Source organism: Paenarthrobacter nicotinovorans, assembly GCF_007670255.1.
Classification (GTDB): domain Bacteria; phylum Actinomycetota; class Actinomycetes; order Actinomycetales; family Micrococcaceae; genus Arthrobacter; species Arthrobacter nicotinovorans_B.
This window is the reverse complement of the sequence record NZ_SZVS01000001.1, coordinates 465,622-490,561: the sequence shown is the minus strand read 5'-3', so window position 1 is coordinate 490,561 and position 24,940 is coordinate 465,622. Positions and strand designations below refer to the sequence as shown.

At 62.0% G+C, this 24,940-nt stretch carries 23 protein-coding genes; 15 read left to right on the top strand and 8 right to left on the bottom strand.

All coding sequences use genetic code 11. From position 1 onward, the window contains the following. Positions 1–6: 6 nt before the first annotated feature. From nrdE to FDP28_RS02245, 5 genes are all read left to right on the top strand, one after another. Positions 7–2,145, top strand: coding sequence for a class 1b ribonucleoside-diphosphate reductase subunit alpha (nrdE, locus tag FDP28_RS02265; RefSeq protein WP_373458728.1), 2,139 nt, complete (start codon positions 7–9; stop codon positions 2,143–2,145). 94 nt (positions 2,146–2,239) lie between these two features. Continuing rightward, positions 2,240–3,214 carry a class 1b ribonucleoside-diphosphate reductase subunit beta gene (gene nrdF, locus FDP28_RS02260; protein ID WP_144658984.1) on the top strand — a complete coding sequence of 325 codons (975 nt, stop codon included), beginning with the start codon at positions 2,240–2,242 and terminating at the stop codon, positions 3,212–3,214. A 279-nt stretch (positions 3,215–3,493) separates the two neighbouring features. Next, complete coding sequence (locus tag FDP28_RS02255) at positions 3,494–4,546, top strand: iron ABC transporter substrate-binding protein (RefSeq protein ID WP_144658983.1); 1,053 nt, start codon at positions 3,494–3,496, stop codon at positions 4,544–4,546. Positions 4,547–4,550: 4 nt separating this feature from the next. Continuing rightward, on the top strand, positions 4,551–6,149 hold the full coding sequence (locus tag FDP28_RS02250; RefSeq protein WP_186313476.1) for an ABC transporter permease: 1,599 nt from the start codon (positions 4,551–4,553) through the stop codon (positions 6,147–6,149). 47 nt (positions 6,150–6,196) lie between these two features. Beyond that, positions 6,197–7,312, top strand: coding sequence for an ABC transporter ATP-binding protein (locus FDP28_RS02245; RefSeq protein ID WP_144659104.1), 1,116 nt, complete (start codon positions 6,197–6,199; stop codon positions 7,310–7,312). A gap of 5 nt (positions 7,313–7,317) precedes the next feature. Here the strand turns inward: FDP28_RS02245 and FDP28_RS02240 are convergent, their stop codons facing one another. After that, a complete protein-coding gene (locus FDP28_RS02240; RefSeq protein WP_144658982.1) occupies positions 7,318–8,685 on the bottom strand; it encodes an HNH endonuclease in 1,368 nt (455 codons plus the stop codon). Positions 8,686–9,035: 350 nt separating this feature from the next. Here FDP28_RS02240 and FDP28_RS02235 point away from each other — a divergent pair, with 350 nt between their 5' ends. Continuing rightward, positions 9,036–9,233, top strand: a complete 198-nt coding sequence (locus tag FDP28_RS02235; protein ID WP_144658981.1) for a hypothetical protein — start codon at positions 9,036–9,038, stop codon at positions 9,231–9,233. Positions 9,234–9,317: 84 nt separating this feature from the next. Here FDP28_RS02235 and FDP28_RS02230 read toward each other — a convergent pair whose 3' ends face one another. Further along, positions 9,318–10,421 (bottom strand): PDDEXK nuclease domain-containing protein, encoded by a 1,104-nt coding sequence (locus tag FDP28_RS02230; RefSeq protein WP_144658980.1) that lies wholly within the window; start codon positions 10,419–10,421, stop codon positions 9,318–9,320. Between the two features lie 60 nt (positions 10,422–10,481). Between FDP28_RS02230 and FDP28_RS02225 the strand changes: the two genes are divergently transcribed. Continuing rightward, positions 10,482–10,973, top strand: a complete 492-nt coding sequence (locus FDP28_RS02225) for a DNA alkylation repair protein (protein ID WP_144658979.1) — start codon at positions 10,482–10,484, stop codon at positions 10,971–10,973. Between the two features lie 66 nt (positions 10,974–11,039). After that, a complete protein-coding gene (locus FDP28_RS02220; protein ID WP_144658978.1) occupies positions 11,040–12,548 on the top strand; it encodes an FAD-dependent oxidoreductase in 1,509 nt (502 codons plus the stop codon). On the opposite strand, the gene FDP28_RS02215 is transcribed toward FDP28_RS02220, so the two are convergent. After that, positions 12,545–13,531 carry a hypothetical protein gene (locus FDP28_RS02215; RefSeq protein WP_144658977.1) on the bottom strand — a complete coding sequence of 329 codons (987 nt, stop codon included), beginning with the start codon at positions 13,529–13,531 and terminating at the stop codon, positions 12,545–12,547. The two genes, FDP28_RS02220 and FDP28_RS02215, sit on opposite strands and share 4 nt — an antisense overlap. A gap of 80 nt (positions 13,532–13,611) precedes the next feature. Between FDP28_RS02215 and FDP28_RS02210 the strand changes: the two genes are divergently transcribed. Genes FDP28_RS02210 through FDP28_RS02200 form a run of 3 tightly spaced genes read left to right on the top strand, consistent with a single transcriptional unit; the run spans position 13,612 to position 15,684 of the window. Then, complete coding sequence (locus FDP28_RS02210) at positions 13,612–14,100, top strand: DedA family protein (protein ID WP_144658976.1); 489 nt, start codon at positions 13,612–13,614, stop codon at positions 14,098–14,100. Positions 14,101–14,131: 31 nt separating this feature from the next. Next, positions 14,132–14,935, top strand: coding sequence for a thioesterase family protein (locus FDP28_RS02205; RefSeq protein ID WP_144658975.1), 804 nt, complete (start codon positions 14,132–14,134; stop codon positions 14,933–14,935). Then, positions 14,935–15,684: a lipoate--protein ligase family protein gene (locus tag FDP28_RS02200; RefSeq protein WP_144658974.1), complete on the top strand. Its 750-nt coding sequence runs from the start codon at positions 14,935–14,937 to the stop codon at positions 15,682–15,684. The genes FDP28_RS02205 and FDP28_RS02200 overlap by 1 nt, the downstream gene beginning before the upstream one ends. 95 nt (positions 15,685–15,779) lie before the next feature. Here FDP28_RS02200 and FDP28_RS02195 read toward each other — a convergent pair whose 3' ends face one another. The 3 genes from FDP28_RS02195 to FDP28_RS02185 form a co-directional block, all read right to left on the bottom strand. Next, positions 15,780–16,418, bottom strand: coding sequence for an MBL fold metallo-hydrolase (locus tag FDP28_RS02195; protein WP_144658973.1), 639 nt, complete (start codon positions 16,416–16,418; stop codon positions 15,780–15,782). Further along, complete coding sequence (locus tag FDP28_RS02190) at positions 16,415–17,500, bottom strand: S-(hydroxymethyl)mycothiol dehydrogenase (protein ID WP_144658972.1); 1,086 nt, start codon at positions 17,498–17,500, stop codon at positions 16,415–16,417. Before FDP28_RS02190 ends, FDP28_RS02195 begins: the two co-directional genes overlap by 4 nt. A gap of 153 nt (positions 17,501–17,653) precedes the next feature. Beyond that, positions 17,654–17,911 carry a mycoredoxin gene (locus FDP28_RS02185; RefSeq protein WP_018777778.1) on the bottom strand — a complete coding sequence of 86 codons (258 nt, stop codon included), beginning with the start codon at positions 17,909–17,911 and terminating at the stop codon, positions 17,654–17,656. 165 nt (positions 17,912–18,076) lie between these two features. On the opposite strand from FDP28_RS02185, the gene FDP28_RS02180 reads away from it, so the two are divergent. Then, on the top strand, positions 18,077–18,823 hold the full coding sequence (locus FDP28_RS02180; protein ID WP_260842302.1) for an SOS response-associated peptidase: 747 nt from the start codon (positions 18,077–18,079) through the stop codon (positions 18,821–18,823). Between the two features lie 21 nt (positions 18,824–18,844). On the opposite strand, the gene FDP28_RS02175 is transcribed toward FDP28_RS02180, so the two are convergent. Together FDP28_RS02175 and FDP28_RS02170 are read right to left on the bottom strand one after the other, a co-directional pair. Beyond that, a complete protein-coding gene (locus tag FDP28_RS02175) occupies positions 18,845–19,234 on the bottom strand; it encodes a hypothetical protein (RefSeq protein ID WP_144658970.1) in 390 nt (129 codons plus the stop codon). Positions 19,235–19,290: 56 nt separating this feature from the next. Beyond that, on the bottom strand, positions 19,291–19,827 hold the full coding sequence (locus FDP28_RS02170; RefSeq protein ID WP_144658969.1) for a TetR/AcrR family transcriptional regulator: 537 nt from the start codon (positions 19,825–19,827) through the stop codon (positions 19,291–19,293). Positions 19,828–19,879: 52 nt separating this feature from the next. On the opposite strand from FDP28_RS02170, the gene FDP28_RS02165 reads away from it, so the two are divergent. The 3 genes from FDP28_RS02165 to FDP28_RS02155 all read left to right on the top strand — a co-directional run bounded on the left by FDP28_RS02165 (position 19,880) and on the right by FDP28_RS02155 (position 24,907). Then, entirely contained in the window at positions 19,880–20,929 is a 1,050-nt protein-coding gene (locus tag FDP28_RS02165) for an FAD-dependent monooxygenase (protein ID WP_144658968.1), read from the top strand. A gap of 92 nt (positions 20,930–21,021) precedes the next feature. Continuing rightward, a complete protein-coding gene (locus FDP28_RS02160; RefSeq protein ID WP_144658967.1) occupies positions 21,022–21,366 on the top strand; it encodes a DUF6504 family protein in 345 nt (114 codons plus the stop codon). A gap of 4 nt (positions 21,367–21,370) precedes the next feature. Beyond that, positions 21,371–24,907 carry a DNA polymerase III subunit alpha gene (locus FDP28_RS02155; RefSeq protein WP_144658966.1) on the top strand — a complete coding sequence of 1,179 codons (3,537 nt, stop codon included), beginning with the start codon at positions 21,371–21,373 and terminating at the stop codon, positions 24,905–24,907. Positions 24,908–24,940 lie beyond the last annotated feature (33 nt).

The window sequence follows — 24,940 nt, the reverse complement described above, 5'->3', positions numbered from 1 at the left end:
GGCGCTGTGGACACCAAGAAGCCATTGCCTGAGGCTTACAAGGGTCTGGGCTACCACGAGCTCAACGCCATGCTTAACCTGTATGGCCCCAACGGCGAGATCCAGTTCGAAGCCGACCGCGAAGCTGCGCACCAGTACTTCCTGCAGCACGTGAACAACAACACTGTGTTCTTCCACGATCTCGAAGAGAAGCTCGACTACCTGGTGAAGAACCAGTACTACGAGCGCGAGACCCTCGACCAGTACACGATGAACTTCATCCGCGAGCTCTTCAACCGGGCGTACAAGAAGAAGTTCCGCTTCGAGACCTTCCTCGGTGCCTTCAAGTTCTACACCTCCTACACGCTGAAGACCTTCGACGGCAAGCGCTTCCTCGAACGCTACGAGGACCGTGTCTGCATGGTCGCGCTGCACCTTGGCCGCGGCAACGAAGAACTCGCCACCCGCCTGGTGGACGAAATCATCGACGGCCGTTTCCAGCCGGCCACCCCGACGTTCCTGAACGCCGGAAAAGCCCAGCGTGGCGAGCTCGTCTCCTGCTTCCTGCTCCGCATCGAAGACAACATGGAGTCGATCGCCCGCGCCATCAACTCTGCCCTCCAGCTGTCCAAGCGCGGCGGTGGCGTAGCGCTGTCCTTGACGAACATCCGCGAGCACGGTGCCCCGATCAAGCAGATCGAGAACCAGTCTTCAGGCGTCATCCCCGTGATGAAGCTCCTCGAAGACAGCTTCTCCTACGCCAACCAGCTCGGTGCCCGCCAGGGTGCCGGTGCCGTGTACCTGCACGCCCACCACCCGGACATCCACCGCTTCCTGGACACCAAGCGCGAGAACGCCGATGAAAAGATCCGCATCAAGACCCTTTCCTTGGGTGTCGTGGTCCCGGACATCACCTTCGAACTCGCCAAGAAGAACGAGGACATGTACCTCTTCTCCCCGTACGACGTCGAGCGCGTCTACGGTGTACCGTTCTCCGACATTTCGGTGACGGAGAAGTACTACGAGATGGTTGACGATTCCCGGATCAAGAAGACCAAGATCAGTGCCCGTGAGTTCTTCCAGACCCTCGCGGAGATCCAGTTCGAGTCCGGCTACCCGTACATCATGTTCGAAGACACCGTGAACCGGGCCAACCCGATCGACGGCAAGATCACCATGAGCAACCTCTGCTCGGAGATCCTGCAGGTTTCCTCGCCTTCCATCTACAACGAGGACCTCAGCTACGAGACCGTGGGCAAGGACATCTCCTGCAACCTGGGATCGATGAACATTGCCAAGACCATGGATTCGCCGGACTTCGGTCTCTCCATCGAGACGTCCATCCGTGCACTCAGCGCGGTCTCGGACATGTCCTACATCAACTCGGTGCCCTCCATTGCCCAGGGCAACGCCCAGAGCCACGCGATCGGCCTCGGACAGATGAACCTCCACGGCTACCTTGCCCGTGAGCGCGTCCACTATGGCTCCGAAGAAGGCCTGGACTTCACCAACATCTACTTCTACACGGTGCTGTTCCACGCCCTCCGCGCTTCCAACAAGCTGGCCATCGAGACCGGCCAGAAGTTCGGCGGCTTCGAGAAGTCCACCTACGCTTCCGGTGAATTCTTCGACAAGTACACGGAGCAGGAATGGGTTCCGGCAACGGAACGCGTCCGCGAGCTCTTCGCCGGCCACGACATCCCCACCCAGGATGACTGGCGTGAGTTGAAGGCTTCGGTCATGGAGCACGGTATCTACAACCAGAACCTCCAGGCTGTTCCGCCCACGGGTTCCATCAGCTACATCAACAACTCCACCTCGTCGATCCACCCGGTGGCCGCCAAGATTGAAATCCGCAAGGAAGGCAAGATCGGCCGCGTCTACTACCCGGCACCGTACCTGACCAACGACAACCTGGAGTACTACCAGGATGCCTACGAGATCGGCTACGAGAAGATCATCGACACCTACGCCGCTGCCACGCAGCACGTGGACCAGGGCCTGTCCCTGACGCTGTTCTTCAAGGACACCGCCACCACGCGTGACATCAACAAGGCGCAGATCTACGCATGGCGCAAGGGCATCAAGACCCTCTACTACATCCGTCTCCGCCAGCTCGCGCTGGAGGGCACTGAGGTTGAGGGCTGCGTCAGCTGCATGCTGTAGTCAACCACGCACAAAACTAAAGAGTACGACGGCGGGCCACCACCCGCCGTCGTACGCTTACCTTAAAGAACCACCCATCGCTAAAGGGGATGATATGACCGAAAAGGTCAAGCTGCTGAGCCACGTCGAAGCCATCAACTGGAACAAGATCCAGGATGACAAGGACGTGGAGGTCTGGAACCGCCTGGTCAACAACTTCTGGCTGCCTGAGAAGGTGCCGCTGTCCAACGACGTGCAGTCGTGGCACACGCTGACCCCGGAAGAGCAGCAGCTGACCATGCGCGTTTTCACCGGTCTGACCCTGCTGGACACGATCCAGGGCACCGTTGGAGCCGTCTCGCTGATTCCGGACGCTCTGACCCCGCACGAAGAGGCCGTGTACACCAACATCGCCTTCATGGAGTCCGTGCACGCCAAGTCCTACTCGTCCATCTTCTCCACCCTGTGCTCCACCAAGGAGATTGACGACGCTTTCCGCTGGTCCCTCGAGAACGAGAACCTGCAGAAGAAGGCCCAGATCGTCATGGACTACTACCAGGGCGACGACCCCCTCAAGCGCAAGGTCGCTTCCACGCTGCTGGAGAGCTTCCTGTTCTACTCTGGCTTCTACCTGCCGATGTACTGGTCCTCGCGCGCCAAGCTCACGAACACGGCTGACCTGATCCGCCTCATCATCCGCGACGAGGCTGTGCACGGGTACTACATCGGCTACAAGTTCCAGAAGGGCCTGGAGAAGGTTTCCGAGGCCCGCAAGCAGGAAATCAAGGACTACACCTTTGAGCTCCTCTTCGAGCTGTACGAAAACGAAGTCCAGTACACCCACGACCTCTACGACGGCGTCGGCCTGGCTGAGGACGTCAAGAAGTTCCTGCACTACAACGCCAACAAGGCACTCATGAACCTCGGCTATGAGGCCATGTTCCCGGCGTTGGTCACCGACGTGAACCCGGCCATCCTCTCCGCCCTGTCCCCGAACGCCGACGAGAACCACGACTTCTTCTCCGGTTCGGGATCTTCCTACGTGATCGGCAAGGCCGTGAACACGGAGGACGAGGACTGGGAGTTCTAAGTCCTGAGGAATGATCGGATACCGGCCCGGGATCGGCTGCGTGATGCAGCAGGTCCCGGGCTTTGGCGTTGAGGTCACCTCCTTTGTCAGGAGCGCTGTCAAGGTCCCGCTATTAGGTCACGCAAGATTTGCGTAATTATCGTGATCCTTGTCACTATTGGGTGATTGGGCTTTGCGCGTAGGCAAGCCTTACCTACTCTTACAAAAGCAAGCCTTCCCAACACCAGGCCTGCACGGACGAAGGTCCCAAGAGTTTTTGTTCGCAGAAAGAAGCCCTCCATGAACATCCCCAAGAAAGCGCTGGCCGGAATCGCCCTCGCGGCATCCGCAGCACTCGGCCTCACCGCGTGCGGCTCCAACGCCGGCAGTGCCTCCGACGCCTCCGCTTCCGCAGGTTCGGGTTCCGGTGACATCACGGTTTACAACGCCCAGCACGACACTCTGACCAAGGAGTGGGTGGACGCTTTCACCAAGGAGACCGGGATTAAGGTCACCATCCGCCAGGGCTCGGATACCGAACTGTCCAACCAGATTGTCCAGGAAGGCCAGGCTTCACCGGCTGATGTGTTCCTGACCGAGAACTCTCCTGCAATGGCGCAGGTAGAGAACGCGGGCCTCTTCGCGGACGTTGACAAGGCAACCCTGGACCAGGTGCCTGCCGAGTTCCGCCCGTCGACCGGCAAGTGGACCGGCATCGCAGCACGCTCCACCGTTTTTGTTTACGACAAGAACAAGATCAGCGATGACAAGCTCCCCAAGTCCATGCTGGACCTGGCCAACCCCGAGTGGAAGGGCAAGTGGGCGGCTTCGCCGTCCGGTGCCGACTTCCAGGCAATCGTTGCTGCACTTCTTGAACTCAACGGCGAGGCTGCCACCGAGGAGTGGCTCAAGGGCATGAAGGAAAACTTCAAGGCTTACAAGGGCAACAGCACCGCCATGAAGGCAGTCAACGCAGGCGAAGTGGACGGCGCGCTGATCTACCACTACTACTACTACGGTGACCAGGCCAAGACCGGCGAAAACTCCAAGAACGTCACCCCGTACTACTTCAAGAACCAGGATCCGGGTGCTTTCCTGTCCGTCTCCGGCGGCGGCGTCCTGAAGTCCTCTAAGCACGCAGCAGACGCCCAGGCCTTCCTGAAGTTCATTACGGGCAAGAAGGGCCAGGAAGTACTGAAGAACGGCACGTCCTTCGAGTACGCCATCGCATCGCAGGTGGATGCCAACGCCAAGCTCGTTCCGATCAAGGAACTGCAGGCTCCTACCGTGGACCCGGCAAAGCTCAACTCCGCCAAGGTCACCGAACTGATGACCAAGGCAGGACTCCTCTAGTTCTGTGAGTACCGACCTATCGGCTTCCCGACCACAAGGCACGGAAAGCACGACGACGGCGGGCAGGGGCAAGCGCCCCCGCCCGCCTTTCGGCGTTTCCACTGTGTCCCTGCTGGCAGTGTTGATCGCCCTGTTTTCGCTTCTGCCACTGGGCTACGTCGTCTACATGACCGTCACCACCGGCTGGGAGACCGCCGTCGAACTTATTGTCCGCCCGCGCGTTGGCGAGCTTCTGCTCAATACCGTGCTGCTGACTCTTGTCACCATCCCGTTGTGCCTGCTGCTGGGCGTGGGCGGTGCCTGGCTGGTTGAGCGGACAACTCTCCGGGGGCGTCGTTGGTGGGCCGTTGCCCTGGCAGCACCGTTGGCCATTCCGGCCTTCGTCAACAGCTATTCGTGGGTTTCGGCTGTTCCTTCGCTTGAGGGCCTCTGGTCCGGGGTTCTGATTTCCACCCTCTCCTACTTCCCGCTGGTTTACATACCGGCCGCTGCGACGCTGGGCCGCTTGGACCCGGCCATTGAGCAGTCCGCAGCCTCCCTTGGCTTGGGCCCGTGGGCGGTCTTCTTCCGCGTGGTGTTGCCCCAGCTTCGCATCGCGATGACCGGCGGAGCCTTGCTCGTAGGACTCCACCTCTTGGCCGAATACGGCGCCTTCGCCATGATCCGCTTCGATACGTTCACGACGGCGATCATGGTCCAATTCCAGTCGACGTTCAACGGCACCGCCGGCAATATGCTTGCCAGTGTCTTGGTGATCCTTTGCCTTTTCCTGCTCCTGGCCGAGGTGAAGAGCCGCGGCACGGCGCGCTATGCCCGGGTGGGATCGGGTGCGCAGGGGAAGACAACCCAGTTGCCGTTGGGACGCTACCAGTTGCCGGCCCAATTGGGTCTTTTGGCACTCACCGCCTTGGCGTTCGGCCTGCCTCTGTGGTTTGTCCTGAAGTGGGTGATTACCGGTGGGACTGAGATCTGGGCTGCCGAGGAATTCATGCCTGCACTCCTTCAGACACTCATCTACGGGGCAGTTGGAGCTGCGGTAACCATTGTGGTGGCTTTCCCCATGGCTTACCTTGCTGTCCGCCACCCGAGTTGGTTCAGCAAACTGCTTGAACTGTCCAACTACGTTACGAGTTCCCTGCCCGGGATCGTGGTGGGCCTGGCGTTCGTGACGGTCAGTATCCGTGCGGTGCCCGGCGTTTACCAGAGCGCCGGAGTCTTGATTGCTGCCTACGTGTTGCTGTTCCTTCCGAGGGCGTTGGTCAACCTTCGTTCGGGCTTGGCCCAAGCCCCCAAGGAACTCGATGAGGCCGCGCAATCTTTGGGAAAGACACCCTTCGTGTCATTCTTCCGCGTGACGCTGCGGCTGACCGCCCCGGCTGCAGCCGGCGGGGCGGCCCTGGTTTTCCTTGCGATCGTCAACGAACTCACAGCCACGTTGCTCCTGGCCCCGAACGGCACCCGTACTTTGGCAACCGAGTTTTGGAGCAAGAGCAGCGAAATCGACTACACCGGGGCAGCCCCTTATGCCTTGTTGATGATCGTGCTTTCGGCGCCCATGACCTACCTGCTTTTCCAACAGTCCAAGAAAGTAGCCGGACAGTGACAGAACAAGCCTTTTCCAGACTCCCTTCTCCGCGCGTCGCCCCTTCAGTGGCGCCGACCACGAACTCGCACTTGGACATTTCCGAAGTCACCAAGAACTTCGGTGCCCAAGCTGTTCTCAAGGGAGTTAACCTCTCGGTCGCCCGTGGCGGAACAACGGCCATCGTCGGGCCGTCGGGTTCCGGCAAAACCACCCTGCTCCGCCTCATCGCCGGCTTCGAACACCCGAACACCGGATCCATCAGCATGAACGGCGTTCCGGTGGCCGGTGACGGTGTCCAGGTTCCCGCGCACAAACGCCAGGTCGGTTACGTCGCACAGGATGGTGCACTGTTTCCGCACCTCACGGTCGGGCAGAACGTCGCCTTCGGGTTGGATGCCGGTAAGCTCGACGGCGGTCGTCGGGCAGTGAAGGCCCGCGTGGAAGAGCTGTTGGAGATGGTCTCCTTGGACCCGGCCATGGCCAAACGGCGGCCGCATCAGCTTTCCGGCGGGCAGCAGCAACGCGTCGCCCTGGCCCGGGCGTTGGCTCGCGAACCGGAGCTGATGCTTCTCGATGAACCCTTCTCTGCTCTTGACGCCGGTTTGAGGGTTGCCACCCGTCGGGCCGTAGCAAAGGTCCTCAACGCCGCCGGGGTGACCACCATCCTGGTCACCCATGACCAGGCCGAGGCGTTGTCCTTCGCCGACCAGGTAGCCATCATGCGTGGCGGGAGGCTGGCTCAAATCGGCAACCCGTTCGTCGTATATACCCGCCCGGCCGACCGGGCGACAGCGGAGTTCCTGGGCGAGGCCGTCATTCTTGACGCCTGGATGGAGGGTTCCCTCGCAACGTGTTCCCTCGGAGGCATTGCAGTACGGCGCCCGCCGGCCCAGGGCAGGGTACAGCTGATGCTGCGCCCGGAGCAGATCAGGATCGCGCCGGACGGTCCGATCCGCGGCGTCGTTGTAGACACAGACTACTTCGGCCCTGAAACGACGGTCCGTATCAAGCTCGATGCCTATACGGCCCACGATGGTGCCGGACAGGGCAATGGCCACCGCTACCCGGGTGGTGGCGAGATCATCACCATCCGGCACTGGAACGCCTCGATTACTAAACCCGGAACAGAACTCTGCCTCCGCGTGGTGGGTGAAGGAGTGGCTTTCCCTGTAGGGGAGTAGACAACTCAGGAGCTATCTACAACTGCTGGAACGTGTCCCGGCAGGGCACGAGCCTGTGAGCGGTAGCTGTGCCCGGTGGGGGTCAGGACCTCAAAAGTATGAATGGCCCGGGTGTCGATGCTGCCCGGAGTTGTTCTGCTGGTCCAGCCTGGGTTCTCCTTAGTGTGGTTGCAGGCTTCGCAGAGCCCAGCGCCGTTCTCCAACGAGGTGGGCCCACCGTGGCGCCAGGGGATGATGTGGTCGATGTGACGGATAGGTGCGTCGCAGTACGGTGTGCGGCACAAGTTGTCACGTACTTCGACGAAGCGTCGCATTCCTGGCGGAAAGAAGCGGGACCGGGAATCCGTAGCGAGGAGTTCTCCGGTTCCGGGTGCCGTATAGAGGCGGCGAAGCCAAACGTTGAAGTCACTCCCGGGATCGCCGTGGGCCTTCGTTCTGGTCACAAGGTTTCTGGCCCACTCGGCCGGGACAACCCCGTAACCGGTCAGTCGCGCCGGCTCCGGGTCGCCGGCCAGGAGGGTGCGGTCTGTCATCACCAGTTGCAGGTCTATTCCGGTATAGCCGTCGGAGGAACCAGTGATCCGTTCAACCAGGGTGTCGGCCATCACCTGGCCTCGACCTCGTTTGTCACCTCCGGGACGTGACCGGGCTGAGTCAGCGGCGCGGGTGAGCGCCGCGTAGGCTGCGACGCCTTGGGCAACCGGAAGCAGTGCGGTCAAGATGGTCATGGTGTCCGGTGCCGGGCGGAGGCTTACGGTCCTCTCGTTCGCGGCATGTGCAGCCCTTTGGGTTACCGAACGAGGATCACGGCGGTAGGCGGCGGCTTTCGCGGCGGCGACGATGGACTTGTCCCCGGCGCCGTCGAACGTTCCAGTGTCCGGGGCCAGTTCTTCATCCACCGCCGCCCGGTCTTCGACGGACAGGCACGCTGTTTCCTTGACGATCAGCGTCGCCCGCCACTCATTCAGCAGTCCTGCATCCACAGCGGCCATGGTGTGTGGCATCTCCGTCACCAATGCCTTCGCCAGCCCCAGCAGCCGGGAGCCACGGGTGGGGGATTCCCGCCGCGCGAGAGCCACCTGCGCTCCCACGCCCTTGCCGCGTTCGGAAGGCGGCACCCCCGCCTCGGCCTGCTCAGCGCGCTGGGCAAGGTCGAAGGCCACAGTGATCTTGGCCTGCAACCCCGATATGGCTGACTTCATATCTTCCAGTACGCGCAGCTGGTTAATCAGATCGGTGCTTATGGTGCCGGGACTGGCGGAGGCTGGATTGAGATCGGCCACTACGTCCGCGGGCACGGTACTCGCCGGAAGAGTTGGCACCACGGCAGCGCTGGCCCCTGCACCAACTCGTCTCTCCGGCTTGCGTCCCATGTTCCTACTCTGCCAGCAGGCTCCGACATTATTAGACGGTCCCAAACAGGCGCCCAAAGTCGCCGGTGGGCCACAAGCCCACAGCGGTTCAGTGGGGCGAAGCCTGCCTGCTCACGGGAAGACTTTCTGCTCGTATGTTCAGTGTGCCATCCCGTACTAACGGACCGGCTAGGGCATGCTGCTAAGGCTGGAGTCCCTCTGATCCCGAATCAGACGCGTCGTTCTAGACTTGTGTTGTGAAGATCGGGATTGTGCTGGACGCGATGCGCGGCATGAATTGGAAGGCTTACCCGACCGCTCCTTGATCCGCCTGTTCTCCTTCACCCGATTGAGGGAAAGGAGGTGGAGGCATGGACGACCAGTTTCTGGCGGCCGGTGACGTGGTCACCGCGACAGTGACGAAGTCACTGCCGTTCGGAGTTCTCGTGGAGTACGCCGATGTGCCGGGCCTCGCCAAGGGTGTGGAAGGCGCGCCCGGCGATAAGCTGAGCGTGCGTGTTCTCGAGTTTGACTCGACACAATGCCGGTTCTCGGCCGAACTCGCGTAGGCCAAGAGGGCGGGTGCTCAGATGATGGGCGCCCGTCCTCCTCCCTCACAGCCCACACCTCGGTCGAGATCGAGGGCTGTGCCACTATTCAGTGTTGGAAACTGACCCAAGCCGCGCAGCCTCGGTGGCCAATTCCGCCTCCAGTGTCTCGATGCTCGGCAGGCTCGCAAACAACTCATCAGGCAAAGAATCTGCCAGCGAGGTCCGCCACTCCGCGATTCCCACGGGTGCATTGAAACCCCGCAAGGCGTACTCCGCTACGACACTATTCTTCTCCTTGCACAGCAGCAAGCCGATGGTTGGTTTGTCGTCAGGGTGTGCCATGAGGTCATCGACGGCAGCCATGTACATACCCAGCTGGCCAAGGAAACCTGGCTCGAACTTCACGGCTTTCAGCTCGATGACCATGTAGCAGCGCAACTTCAGGTGGTAGAAGAGCAAGTCGGCGAAAAACTCATCTCCTGCAATCTCAAGCCGGACCTGTTCGCCGACAAAGGCGAAACCCTGGCCCAGTTCCAACAGGAATTTCTCCACGTGTTTCACCAACTGCAGCTCCAGGTCCCGTTCTGTGTGGCGATCGCTCATGGCCAGGAAGTCAAAGACATAGGGGTCCTTGGTGGCCTGCTGGGCAAGGTCAGAGTCCGCGGGAACCATGGTGGACTTGAAATTGGTGATCGCCTGCCCGGAGCGTTCGTGCAGGCGGGTGGAGATCTGGTGTGTCAGGACGTTGCGGGACCATCCATGCTGCGCAGCCGCCGCCGCGTACCAAAGCCGCGTGGCGGCGTCGTCGAGCTTTTCGAGAAGGGCGATCTGGTGGTACCAGGGCAATGTTGCAAGAGGCGCTTGCAACATTGGAAAGTCCGGCCAGGCCTGGGCGAAGCTCTTCATGTACCGCAGGTTCCTGGGGGAGAAGCCCTTGGCCTCGGGGAACCGGGTGCGGATGTCAGCCGACAGCCGCGTGACCACTTTGGCACCCCAGCCTTGCTCGGATTCACGCTCGGCCAGTTGCCGTCCGATGCTCCAGTACGAATTCAGCAGCTCCGAGTTGGCCGCTGCCATGGCCCGGGTCCTGCCCGCCCGGACCTCCCGCGCCACGGTGTTGAGCAAAGCGGGATACCAGTCAGGCATGGAGGACGCCGCCGGAACGCCCGGAAACGAGGCCTCGGTGGCGAGCTCTTTGGATGGCATGATGCTCCTGTCGATTGCTGTTGCCATCACGCTACGGGCGGGCACTGACAAAATAGACGGGTGAGTGATGCCGCTGAATTCGTTGACCACACCCTGCAAATGGAATCGACCTGGGAAAAAGCTGCTGAGGCTTCCGAGCGTTTGGGTGGGGGACTGAAGGTCTATGGCTCATCCGTCGGCGCTGTCCGGGGAACGGTGCGCGATGCCCTGAAGCGGCACAAGAACCTCGACCACGATGACATCACCGCACTGAGTTCGGAACTGTGGGAGGAGCCGGTCTACGAGCGGCGGCTGGCCGCCGTCGTCCTGCTCCAAACCAAAGTCGGTGTCCTGGTCAACACGGACCTCACGCGCATCGAGGGCTTCATCAGGCAGGCCGGAACCAGGGAGTTGGTGGATCCCCTCGCCACGGACGTCGTGCGACCCTTGCTGGAACGGCTGGAAGGGCGGGCCAAGGAACGTGCTGACCGCGTGCTGGAACGGTGGTCTACGGACCCTGACACTGAGCTTCGCCACGCCGCCGCTTTGGCCACAGGTGCCGCCACCCCTTGATAAGCACCACAGACCGGCCTAGCGTTTCCATACTGCGTGCCCGTGGATTGAAAGGCGAGTCGTTCGATGAAATCACTGTGGTTGGACAGGGAATCCCGCTTTACATCCGACGCCGTCCCTGAGGACAAGCACTTCGACACCATCGTGGTGGGTGCCGGGCTGACGGGCATGGTGACTGCCTTGCTGCTCTCGCGCTCCGGTCAGCGGGTGGTGGTCTTCGAAGCACGAACCCTTGGGGCCGTGACCACGGGGAACACCACAGGAAAGCTGAGCCTGCTTCAGGGCGGAGCCCTGTCCGCCCTCCGCGGGCAGTACTCCCTCAAAGTGGTGCAGGCCTATGTGGAAGCCAACAAGTCAGGCCAAGCCTGGCTGACGCAGTATCTGGAACAGCAGGGCGTTCCGTTCCAGCGTCGGACTGCGGTCACTTTCGCCACGACGGACGACGGCGCGCAGCGGCTCCGCAAGGAAGCTGCGGTATCGAGGGACGCAGGTTTGGATGTCCACTTCAGCCGCGACCCCGGGCTTCCGTTTCCGGTGATTGAGGCGCTGGAATTGGAGGATCAGGCGCAGATTCACCCGATGGAGGTCCTGGACACCCTTGCTGCGGACATCCGGGAACATGGCGGCCTGGTAGTCGAAGATGTCCAGGTGCAGAACGTCGGCTCCGAACTGCCGGTGGAAGTGTCCACCCGCAAGGGAACGTTCAGTGCCGACACCGTGGTGATAGCCACGGGCACTCCCATCCTCGACCGCGGCCTGTACTTTGCCAAGCTGGAACCCAACCGTTCCTACGCTGCCGCACTGCGCCCGTCGCCAGGGGCACAACTTCCCCAAGCCATGTACTTGTCCATTGACGCTCCTACCAGGTCGCAGCGCACGCACCCCACGGCTGAGGGCGAGCTGCTGCTGGTGGGCGGCTACGGTCACACCGGTGGCCGGGCCGCATCGCCGCAACAGCACCTGAACGACCTCCTGGGGTGGGCCAACAAGCACTATCCGGGCGCGGAAGTGACACACACCTGGTCAGCGCAGGACTACCAGGCAACCAACCTCGTGCCGTTCTTCGGCAAGCTGCCCCGGGGCCACGGCAGGATCTTCTTCGGCACCGGCTACAACAAATGGGGGATGAGCAACGGCGTCGCCGCGGCGTTGTCCATCACCTCGGACATCCTTGGTGGCCAGTCCGCCTGGGCCAGAATCATCCATCACAGGGTCACTTCTCCCCGGGGTGCCCTGCAGGCTGTCCGGCTCAACGCAAGTACCACCAAGCGAATGATTGAGGACAAGGCCAAAGTCAGGAGCAACCCGGAGATCACCGATGAAACCCGTCCACCGGAAGGCAGCGGCGTGGTTGGGCTGTACAAGGGCGAACCCGCAGCGGTGTCCACGGTCGACGGCAAAGTCTGCAGGGTCTCGGCCAGCTGCGCGCACTTGGGCGGACTCCTGACATGGAACGATGCCGAAAAATCATGGGATTGCCCGCTGCATGGCTCAAGGTTCACGCCGGAGGGCAAATATCTTGAAGGGCCGGCAACCCACCACCTCCAGAAAACGGTGGGCAAAAAGAAGGACTAGCGAAGCCTGTCGACGCGGCGTTGTGCTTGGTCAGCACTGCGCCGGAGCTGCGTGGCTGTCCTGACTGCAAGTTTCTTGTCGGATTCGGCGGACTCGGCATCCCTCGTAATGCCAATGAGATCGGCCTCCAGGGAGGCAAGCTTCTTCTTCACCTCGGAAATTTCAGACTCGACATCCGAGCGACGGCGGGCGAGCTCATTGACGACATCCCAGGCCGAGGATGCCTGATGTTCCGCGTGCCGGGCCTCGCGGTCCGCTGCGTCGAACTCGTCCTGCGCTTCCTGCAACGCAGCCTGCCGCTTTGCGGCACGGCGTTCGGCCAGCGACGTGGCCTGTTCCTTGGGATCTTTTGTTTTAGCCGGCGGGCTGTTCTTTGAACGAGCCGTGGAGCCCGGCTTTTCTTCGCCGGCTGCGGCTTTCGTCCTTCGCGCTGTGGCCGGAGCGGGGTTGCGCTCCTCACCGCCAACCGCATCCTCTGGTCCAGCTGCCGCGACGGCGTCGGTGATGTCGACAGATTCGAAGCCGCTCCCGCTCAGCCCCCGCACCAGTCGGCCGGTCGCCACTGCCCGCGCAGCTCCGGCGTCGGCCATGGCGGCCCGCAGGGTTTGTTCCGCGTCAGATGCCGCCGCGGCGCTCAGGGGCGCGCCAAGCTCTTCGGCAAGGTCCTTGGCGGCGTGAACGGCCGCCGTCAGTTGGCCCTGCCGTTGCTGGCTCAGTTCCCGGAAAGCTTCGGCGTCCGATTCTTCCTGGGCGCTTCGGAGCGACGCGCCAAAACGCACGACGCCGTCAATCACCTCGGGCTTGTGGACTGCGAGCATGTTGATGGCCCAGGCCCCTGCGGCTGGCTTGGGGAGGCGGCCGATCTCCTGGGCGAGCTCCTTCTGGCCGGATTCCTTGGCCGCGCGCACCAAGGATGTCCGCTCGGAGGTGAAGTCGCGCGGCAGTACTGCGTACAGCTCCTGGGCGGCCTCGCTGAGATCCATGAACCCATCCTAGGGTCCACCCTCAGCCGTTGCCGGGAGCGAATCTTCGTGGAACGTTGGCTTAGGGTAGCCTAAGTCGGGTGGACCAGATCATGAGTTTGCCCTTCGGCGTTGCCCTTGCAGCGCTCTTCGCCATTGTCATGATCCGCGTCAATGTCACGTACTGGATCGGCCGTGGTGCTGTCGCCGGATTCGCGCACACCCGTTACGGGACCTCGCTCCAACGCCCCAAAGCAGCCCGGGCCCAAGCCCTCATACAGCGGTTGGGACCGTACGCCGTCGTTCTTTCCTTCCTTACCATCGGCCTCCAGACCGCGATCAATCTGGCAGCCGGCGCCGCACGCATGCCCCTTCGGAGATATCTCCCCGCGGCCATTATTGGGTCCGTCGTTTGGGCGCTCCTGTACGCCACCATCGGACTTGCGGCGCTGGAGGCCTGGCTGGCGGTTGCCGCGGGGTCGCCTGTTGGGGCCGCGGTGGGCGTCGCCGTGGCGGCTGTCGTGGTTGTCTGGATTGTTGTGATCCGCAAGCGTCGGGCGGCAGGCAAATCAGCGGATACAGTGGTCTGAGTTCTACTGCTGCATCGGCGAAAGGCTCGGGTTGACTACTGCATTACCGGAACTGGCGGACGGCGTTTTCTATTACGAATCGTTGGGCGGTGGCCGTTTCCGTTCCACGATTCATGCCCAAGGCGCCTGGAATCCTCACGAACAACACATGGCGCCGGCCTCGGGAATCCTCGCCGATGCCCTTGTGCGGCATGAGCCCAGGGATGATGTCCGGCTTGCCCGGATCAGCTACGAAATCCTTGGTCTGATCCCCGGCGGAGAGTTTCAGATCACCACCTCAACGTTGAGGCCGGGGAAGACCATTGAACTGATCCAGGCCGAGCTTTCCGCCGGAGGGCGCGTAGCCATCCGGGCCGCCGCTTGGCGCATGATCACGAGCGATACCAGTGCTGTGGCCGCGGTCGAGGACGAACCGATGCCCGCACCGGATGAATGCAAGCCTTGGGACGGGGCCAGTGTTTGGCCGGGCGGATACATCCGCTCCCTGGAGATGCGCATCGCCGAAGGGCACCGCCCGGGATCGGGCAGGGTATGGATCCGGACCTCGCACCCCCTGACCGATCGGGCGGACAGCACTGACCTTGCGCGGTTGATGGGCCTCGTGGACACGGCCAACGGCATCGCCGCTCGTGTCCCTCCGGGCATAGACAGCTACATCTTCCCGAACGTGGACCTGCAGATCCACATGTACCGCGCACCGGCGGGCGAATGGCTTGGACTGGACAATAAGGTCTCTTTCGGCGCCGATGGCATTGGTTTGACGTCGACAGTGTTGCACGACATTGATGGGCCGTTCGGCAGGGCCGAGCAGATCCTGACGTTGAGGAAGAGCTGATGCACGAAGCCGCAGCCTCCGGCAAGCAGCTCACCGTCTACCGGCAGCAGGAGTCCTTTGGCGCTGCAGGCGACCTCGACTTTGCCCTGGAGCTGCTCAAGCGTGCCCGCGGCGGTCAGTTGGGGCCCTCGCTTCGTTTGTACCGGCCGCAACCCACTGTTGCTTTCGGCCAGCGGGATGCCAACCTGCCAGGCTTCGCTGCTGCCGAAGAGGCGTGCAGGGAACGTGGCTTTGAGCCGCTGGTCCGCAAGGCCGGGGGCAGGGCAGCTGCCTATCACCAAGGGACGCTGGTGATTGACCACATCGAGCCGCACCCCGACGCCATTGTCCGCGCAAAGGCGCGTTTCTCCGACTTCGGCGAGCTGCTGGCCGGTGCGCTTCGCAGTGTCGGCGTACATGCCGCCGTCGGCGAGATCCCGGGGGAGTACTGCCCCGGCGAGTTCAGCGTCCACGGCGAGGATCCTGATTTTCCCGCGCACAGGATCAAACTGATTGGCACTGCCCAACGCGTCGTCTCCGGTGCCTGGTTGTTCAGTTCCGTGGTGGTGGTGGAGAATTCCGGTCCCATCCGCGATGTCTTGACGGCCAGCTATGAGGCGCTGGGCCTGGACTGGGATCCGGCGACCGCAGGTGCCGCCAACGACTTGCTGCCCCACCTTGACGTAGCCGCTGTGGAGGCAGCGGTGGTGGACGCTTACCGCGGCTATGCGGACGTCGTGGACGGCGACTTCAGCACCCTTCTGGGCTGATCGCGCTGCTTCTTGGGTGCTGCCAAGCCAAACGGCCACCCCCCTGACGTTGTGGGCGGTGGCCGTTTTGGTTTGTGGACTGCTGCGCGCCCCGCTCAGTGGCCGCGTGCTATCCACTCATCGAGCTGCGGCTTCTCCGCGCCGATCGTGGTGCTGTCTCCGTGGCCGGTGCGTACCACAGTCTCCTCCGGCAGAGTCAGGAGTTTGGTCTTGATGGACTCGATGATGGTGGGGAAGTCGCTGTAGGAACGCCCTGTTGCTCCGGGGCCGCCGTGGAAGAGCGTATCCCCGCTGAAGAGGGTGCCTTCACTGGGCAGGAGGAACGACACGGATCCCGGCGAATGCCCCGGCGTGTGCACGGCTGTGAGGATTCCTCCGGCGACTTCGAACGTGTCTCCGTCCGAGATCGAGTTGTCAGGATCGACCCCCGGGAAGACGGCATGCCACAGCATCCAGTCTTCCTTGTGCAGGTAGACCGGTGCCTTGACGAGTTCGCGGAACTCGCCGGCGTACCGGATGTGGTCATCGTGGCCGTGGGTGAGCAGGATGGCTTTGACGGTCCGGCCGTTGACGGCGTCCACAACCGCTGCGGGGTTGTGGGCGGGGTCTATGACGATGCACTCGGAATCGTCCCCAATGATCCAGACGTTGTTGTCCACGTCCCAAGTGCCGCCGTCCAACGAAAACGTCCCGGACGTGACAACATTTTCAATCGTGAGGTTGGCGGCGCTCACAGCTCAACCACCGATCGCAGGACAGCGCCGTGGTGCATCTTGTCGAATGCCTCTTCAACCTGGTCGATGGAGATCCGCTCGGTGACAAAGGCGTCCAGGTCCAGCTTGCCCTGCTTGTAGAGGTCCACCAGCATGGGGAAATCGCGGGAGGGCAGGCAGTCGCCGTACCAGGACGATTTGAGGGAGCCGCCGCGGCCGAACACGTCCAGCAAGGGCAGTTCCAGCGTCATCTCCGGCGTGGGAACGCCGACGAGGACCACGGTACCTGCGAGGTCGCGGGCGTAGAAGGCCTGCTTGTACGTTTCGGGGCGCCCGACGGCGTCAATCACCACGTCTGCGCCAAAGCCACCGGTGAGCGCACGGATTTCTTCGACAGGATCGCCTGCGGAGGAATCAACCGTGTGCGTTGCGCCGAGGTCCTTGGCGCGTTCGAGCTTCTTGGCGTCGATGTCGACGGCGATGATGGTGGTGGCCCCGGCGAGCGCAGCGCCGGCAATGGCCGCCACGCCCACGCCTCCGCAGCCGATGACTGCTACTGAGTCGCCACGCTTGACGCCTCCGGTGTTCAGTGCGGCGCCGAGGCCCGCCATGACACCGCAGCCGAGCAGGCCGACGGCGGCGGCATCGGCTTCGGGGTCGACCTTGGTGCATTGTCCGGCTGCGACGAGGGTCTTTTCGATGAAAGCGCCGATGCCCAGCGCCGGGGACAGTTCCGTGCCGTCCTCAAGGGTCATTTTCTGGGTGGCGTTGTGGGTGTTGAAGCAGTACTGGGGTTCGCCGCGCTTACAGGCGCGGCAGTTGCCGCAGACAGCGCGCCAGTTCAGGACGACGCGGTCGCCGGGGGCAACGTCGGTGACGTCGGGACCCACTGCGCTGACGACGCCGGTAGCTTCGTGGCCGAGCAGGAACGGGAAGTCGTCGCTGATGCCTCCGAGCTTGTAATGGAGGTCGGTGTGGCAGACGCCGCTGGTGAGGATGTCCACCAAAGCCTCGCCTGGGCCGGGTTCGGGAACAAGGACGGTTTCGAGGGTTGCGGGTGCGCCTTTGGAGCGGACGACGACGCCTTTGACTGCGTGGACCATTGGTGTGGTTCCCTTCGGACTCGCGGAGGGCAGGCCCGGTTGGTGCACGGTTAATGCAGCAGGGCCCGCTACGGATTCCCATTCTGTCTATCACAGGTGAGAGACAGTACGTGGTTTGTTCCGTGCGGGCCCTGCGCGGGTTACGTCGGCACTTTAGGCAGCCAGACGGCTCTCGACCTCGGATGCTGAGGGGTTGGTGGCAGCCGTGCCATCCGGGAAGAGCACGGTGGGTACGGTGCGGTTGCCTCCGTTGAGCTGCTCGACGAGCTCGGCCGTGCCATCCACTTCTTCGATGTTGATCTCGGTGTAGCCGATGCCCTTGGCATCGAGCTGCTTCTTCAGGCGGTTGCAGTAACCGCACCAGGTGGTCGAGAACATGGTGATGGTGCCGGAGTCGGGAGTGAAGTCCACAGAGCTCTCCTCAGTTGTTGTTTGCGCGGGGTGTTTCGTTCCCCATAACGGTAACCCGGCGCAGAATAATTCCCGTGTGGCCGCCGACCCGCGTTACGTCACACGGTTGTGCTGGTGTGAATTCGGGGGAAAGGGCAGACTGTTGCCATGTGTGGACGTTACGTTATGGCCCGTGCGGTGGGAGATTTGCTCGCCGATTTTGACGCTGAGCTTGAGAACGAGATTGCCTTGGAGAAGTCGTGGAACGTTGCCCCGACGGATGCGGTCCCGATCGTGCTGGAACGGCTGGTCGATGACGACGTCAAGAGGCAGCTTCACGTGGCCAAGTGGGGATTGGTGCCCTCCTGGGCCAAGGATCCCAAAGGTGGCGCCCGCTTGATCAACGCGCGCAGTGAAACACTTCTGGAGAAACCTTCCTTCAAGAAGGCTGCCGTAGCCCGGCGGTGCGCGGTACCGGCCGATGGCTATTACGAGTGGAAGAAGGGCGAGGGCAAGAACAAGCAGCCCTACTATGTCCATCCCGTCGACGGACACGGCTTGGTGTTCGCGGGTTTGTATGAGTGGTGGCGGGACCAGAGTGCGTCCCCGGACGATCCCGCCCGTTGGTTGCTGTCGATGTCCATTTTGACCGCGGATACCCCGACGGCGGACTCAGCACGGACACGGCGCAGTGCCTCGGTGTTCGATGAACTGACATCCCTTCATGATCGCGTTCCCCTGCCCATGAGTACGGAGACGATGGAAGCGTGGCTTGATCCGCGGGAAAAGGATGCCGCAGGGCTCGTGGACATGGTCCGTTCAAGGGCGCACGACGCAGCTGCCGATTGGACGCTGGACCCGGTGGGGGCCGCCGTCGGGAATGTCCGCAACAACTCTCCGGAGCTTATCGAACCCGTGGAGGGCCTGTTCTAGGCTTCAGAGGATTTCCAGGCCTCAGAGGGCTTCATTGACGGGCACGCCGGATTGGAACTCACGGCCATCAGCTTCACTGAACGCCGTCATCACGTGGCCTTTGCTGAGTCCGTGGATGGCGGACATGGGAAAGTTCCCGGTGATGACGTTGCCCGAGTGCTCTACGCCTTTGATGTCGTAGTTTTCCTCCGCGCTGAGGGAATGGTTGAAGGAGTAGAACGAGATCGCCTCGCCGTTCATGAACTCGATGCCGAGCCTTCGCTGCGAGGAGTAGTCTTCACTGGCAGCAACAAGGCCCACGACATAAGCGCCGGAGCCTGGGATGTTGCCGTCAATTTCGAACCTCGCCACCAGGTTGTCATCAGCGGCTGAGATGTTGACCTGCTTCAGGAATGCCTCATTGGTACTCATGGCACAATCCTGCTCTGCGGACCCGCTGCCGTCCACCCCTGCAGGTGATCCTTTGCTCAAGCCTCCAAGAGCCGCTTGATGTTTTCCGCCACCCTTTCCTTGCTGATGCCCTGGCCCTTCCTCGAGGTCAGCAGGTGCAGGACCAGGCCGTCGCTGTAATCGGAAACCGCTTCTGCCCGCGCCCTCGGTTCCGTCACCCCCATGGCCTCGAGCAGCTGTGCCAACGCCGATACCAGCCGCTCGTGTCCGGCCGCCACTACCTCCGGCTGGTCCAGCGCGAAAACGAAGCGTGCCCTCGTCAGTCCGGCGTTTTCCTGTGCGAGTCCCATGACTGCTCCGGCCACCTGCTCTGCTACTGCTGCGACCGACGTCGGGCGTTCCCTTGCGCCCTGCTGCAGCAGGAGGCTGTCCAGCTCTTCAACACGGTCGACGGCGGCAGCCACCAAGGTCGCGCGGTTACGGAAGTAGTTTGACGTTGTCCCGACGGCGACTCCGGCCTGTGCGTCCACGGCACGGTGGGTGAGGCCCTTCAGGCCCTGGGCGGCAACGACGGCGAGCGCTGCATCTGCTAACTGGGTTCGGCGGTCGGGCATGGCGAAAGTCTAGCTCCCGGACCTATCTCTACTACAAATGTAGTAGTAGAGTGTGCGCATGAAAAAAGTGGACATCATTGGCGGTGGAATAGCTGGCTTGGCGCTCGCAGCACGGCTCGACCCGGGCGCGTTCGAGGTCACCGTGTACGAACAGAGGCCCGAGCTGCCCGCCGTGGGAACAACATTGGCCATGTGGGGCGAGGCCCAACGTGCTTTGTCTGACATCGGGATCCTCGGTGCCGTTCGAAGCCGTGGGTCCATCATCACCGCAGGAGCCCTGCGCGACCCCACGGGTGAAGCCCTGCTGGCCATCGAAGGGGAAGGGGTAGTTGGCATAGCCAGACCCGAGCTCCTTAAGTTGCTCGATTCTGCGGTGCCGGCCTCCGTGGAACGTGTTTACCGAAGGGCCGAAATTACTCCGGGCAATGCCTGGTTGACCGTGGGGGCGGACGGGGTCAACAGTATCGTCCGACGAAGCCACTGGGGCCGGCGGAGTGCGGCACGGCCCACCCCTTTCCTGGCTGTCAGGGGAGTTGTTCCCGGTACGCCCGCCTCCGGGGACGTTGGCGAATACTGGGGCAAGGGAGAGATCTTTGGGCTGGCCCCGGCCGTAGGCGGAACCAACTGGTACGCATCATTTCGTTCCGACCTTGGACCGGAGAAGGTAGACGTCCAGGAAGCACTTGAGATCACCCGGGGGAGGTACACCAACTACTCGGACGCCGTCAGGGATGTTCTGAACCAGGCGACCCCTGGCAATTCCCTGGCACAACGCATCTGGACGACACCGCCGATGAACCGGTACACACGGGAAAATGTGGTGCTCGTGGGGGATGCGTGCCACGCCATGACGCCGAACCTTGGCCGGGGTGCTTGCGAAGCGCTGATCGACGCCGTAACCCTGGGAGCACTCCTGAACGAACTTCCCAAAAATGAAGCCCTCAGGGCCTACAACAGGAAGCGCGTACTTCGCACCCAGCAGCTGAGGCTCGCCTCATCGCTCATGGGAAACGTCGCGCTGGCGCAAGGGATGCAGCCGTGGCGCGACGGGTTGCTGAAGCGGGTTGGTAAACGTGTGGCAAAGGCTTCAGTGCGGGGCTGAACATCGAAGTAGGTTTTGTTCTCTCGTCGGCGTAAACTGGAAATATTCGAACATACTTTCGAATAAATTGAACCGGCGTAGTGAGGTGTGGGATGGGGCTGTTCAGCGAGTCCGTTGCAGTCAACTGCTCAGAAACAGGCCAGCCGCAGGAAGTCCAATGGAAAGGGACCCTGTACACCGTCACCACCGAGCCGGTCCGGTGGTTCGAACGCCGCCAATGGTGGGTCGAAGAACACCGCGCACCCATCGGCGCCGGCGCAGGCCTGGTTGACCACGAAATCTGGCGCGTCCAGCTTCAACCCCTGGAAACCGGACAAAAGGACAACCACACCATCACCTTGGACCTTGTCCGGCACCTAGGCAGCGGCCGCTGGCGACTCCTTCGAATCCATGACGCCGCACCAGCCCGCGCCGTGGAACCCGACGAAGCAGCGTGAACTGTTGAGCTTCACCCATCTGCACGTCTCCACGGCCTTCAGCGCACACTATGGCGTCTCCTGGCCCGACGAACTCGCCCAAACCGCAGCAGCCGACGGAGCTACGGCGCTCGCCTGCACAGACCGGGACGGACTCTACGGCACAGTCAAACATCTCAAAGCCTGCATGGACGCAGGCATCGATCCCATCGTCGGGGTGGACCTGGCAGTTTTCGACGACGACGGCGACCACCGCACCCAAGTAGCGGGCCGCGTCGTCGTACTGGCCCATGGACACAACAACGGCGCCGGTTACCGTGCACTATGCCGCCTGGTATCCGATGCCCATGCCCGCACCTCGGGCAAAGCCGGGGGTGCAGTCCCCGTTGCAGTAACCCGCGCTGAACTTGCTTCCAGGACATTGGACCCCACAACACTCAAGCCCGTGCTGACCGTACTGATCGGACCCGACTCGGATGTCGGACGGGCCATGGGCGGACGCAAATACCTCAGGCCACGGACCCTTTTCAAACAATGGATCGACGCCATGCCACCGGGAACGCTGGTTGCCGAGATCGTCTCGCACCTCAGCGCACCCGGGGCGCCGCTCAGTACGGCCCATGCCGTACGCATGCTCAAACTCGCCCTCGAACACAACGTCCCCGCCGTCCTGGCCAACGCAGTCCGTTATTGTGCCCAGGACGGTGCAGCAACCGCTGATGTCCTGGACTCGGCACGCACCTTGAAGTCCCTCCCCGAGCTCTCCACAGAGCCCATGCTCCCCGCTGCAGGGCACCTTCAACCCACAGGACATCTTCAACCCACAGGACAGGGCTGGTTGAAGAGCCCCCGCCACATGCTCCAGCTCGGCAAGGAAATCATGAACGCCGCCGGGTTGGGGCAATCCGGGCTCAGCAAACTGCTTGCCAACACAGAAGCGCTCGCCGATAAATGCCGCGCGGACCCCATCCTTGACATGGGGTGGAAAAAACCCGTGGTACCGGAGGCATCCATCATCGGCATCGACAACGACCCCATGCTGGAACTGACCCAACGTTGTGAAGCCGGTATCACCCGAAGGTTCCCAGGTATCAGCGGTGATGCGGAAAGGCGGTTGCGCTCGCGGCTGGAGCACGAGCTGGGGATCATCGCCGGGCTGGGTTTTGGCTCCTACTTCCTCACTGTTGCCGAGGTTTCGCGGATGATCCTCGATATGGGGGTCAGGGTTGCTGCCCGGGGATCAGGTGCCTCCAGCCTGGTCAATTACCTGATCGACATCAGCCAGGTTGATCCCATCCGCCACGATCTCATTTTTGAACGGTTTCTCTCCGGACGCCGCTCCACCCTGCCGGATATTGATATCGACGTCGAAAGCGCTGAACGGCACAACGTATACCGAAAGATCTTCGACCGGTTCGGGGCTGAACGGGTCACGCTCATGAGCATGCAAAACGGCTACAGGGCCCGCGGTGCGGTCAGGGACGCTGGGATGGCGCTGGGAATGGATGAGGGCGAGGTCGGGGATATCGCCAAGCAGCTCTGGAGGTTCTCAGCAAGAAAATTCCGCGAAGCGCTGGTGGAGAAGCCCGAGCTCCGCGACTTTGCCGGCCGGGTTGAGCGCGGCGGCATGGAAGAAAACCAGCAGCTTGATCTCCTGGTGGATCTCACAGAAAGACTTGACCGCTTGCCCCGGCATATTTCCATGCACCCTTGTGGAGTGATTCTGGGGGATGCGACACTCCTTGACCGGACCCCTGTCCAGCCCAGCGGCCTGGGCCTGCCCATGAGCCAGTTCGACAAACATGACATGGATCCCATGGGCATGCTCAAACTGGATGTCCTGGGTGTAAGAATGCAAAGTGCCATGGCCTTCGCGGTGCGCGAGGTGATCCGGCTCCATCCTTCCAAGGAAGAGGTGGTTGCAGCGGGAAACCACCCTGTGGGACCTGAAGGAACAGGACCTGACTACATCGCCGAAGACGGCCGGATTGAGCTCAACGACGTCCCCTTCGACGACGAACCCACCTTCGACCTGATTCGAAGCACCCACACCCTGGGGTGCTTCCAGATCGAGTCGCCGGGTCAACGGGAGCTCATAGGAAAAATGGCCCCCCGCGAATTCAACGACCTCATCATCGACATTTCGTTGTTCCGTCCCGGACCGATGAAATCGGACATGGTGCGGCCCTTCCTTGAGCACAGGCATGGATTCGCACCGGAGGTGTACCCCCATCCGGATCTCAAACCCGTGCTGCAGGAAACGCACGGGGTGACAGTTTTCCACGAGCAGATCCTCAAGACCTTCGACGTCATGACAGGGTGCGGGTTGGCCAGGGCCGATGAATTCCGCAGGGCCCTTGGCGATGAAATCCGGGAACCTGAAGTGGAGAGCTATTTCCGTCGCGAGGCCATCAGGAATTACACGCCTGAGGTCGTGGACAAGGTTTGGGGAACGTTAAAGGCCTTCGGAAGCTTCGGCTTCTGCAAAGCCCATGGAGCTGCCTTTGCTGTACCTACCTACCAATCGGCGTGGCTTAAAGCCCACCATCCCGAAGCCTTTCTGGCCGGGCTCTGGGAACACGATCCCGGGATGTACCCCAAGCGCTTGTTGGTCGCTGAAGCACGTCGTCTTGGCATTCCCATCCTGCCGTTGGACATCAACCGAAGCCAGGCTGAATACAGGGTGGAGAAGATCCTCGAAGGACCTGATAGCGGAAAACTCGGAATCCGTTTGAGCCTTTCAGGGATCTATGGGTTCTCGGGGGCTGAACTGAAAAGAGTCGTGGCGGGTCAACCCTTCGATTCCTTGGCCGACCTGCGCACCCGGGCGAGGGTGAGCAAGCCAAACATCAAAAGACTGGCTCAACTCGGCGCCTTCGATGCCCTTCACAAAGACTCGGGGGGAACTGCCAACCGGGCCGATCTGGTGCAGCATCTCCAGGCGCTGCAAAGCAGTCCCTCCAAGAAGCAGAACGGCGTCATCGATGGGCAATTGTCATTCGCCCTGGGGGATGTTGAGCTGAGGAACATCGCCCCGGAACTTCCCGAGCCAACCATGGTCGAGAATGTCAGGGCGGAACTTGATCTGATGGCCGTTGATGTCAGTGAACACCTGATGGAGAGCCACCGCCCGCTCTTGGATAAATTGGGTGTGACAACCGCCGACAAACTCCTGGGCCTGCGTAACGGAACAGAAGTACTGGTTGCCGGTGTCCGCATAGCAACACAGACCCCACCCATGCGGGGAGGAAGGCGTGTTGTCTTCATCAGCATCGATGACGGCACTGGATGCGTTGATTCGGTCTTCTTCCACGAAGCCCAGGAAGAATCGGGGCCATTGCTGTTCGGAACACGCCTGCTTTTAATCCGTGGAACAACCAGGCGGACCGGCCCCAAAGGCATCAGCCTGAGTGCGAGCAAGGCCTGGGACCTTGGCAGGCCGGAAACCTTGCCGTACCCGGAAATCCTGCGTAGCGATGAGCAGCCACCTGCCGAATACACGCACCGTGGGCCACTCCATGGCATCTCAAGGAACCTTGCCATCACTGGTCTGGGAAGCTGAACCTCCCCGGATCACGGCCCCGGCGCGCTGCTT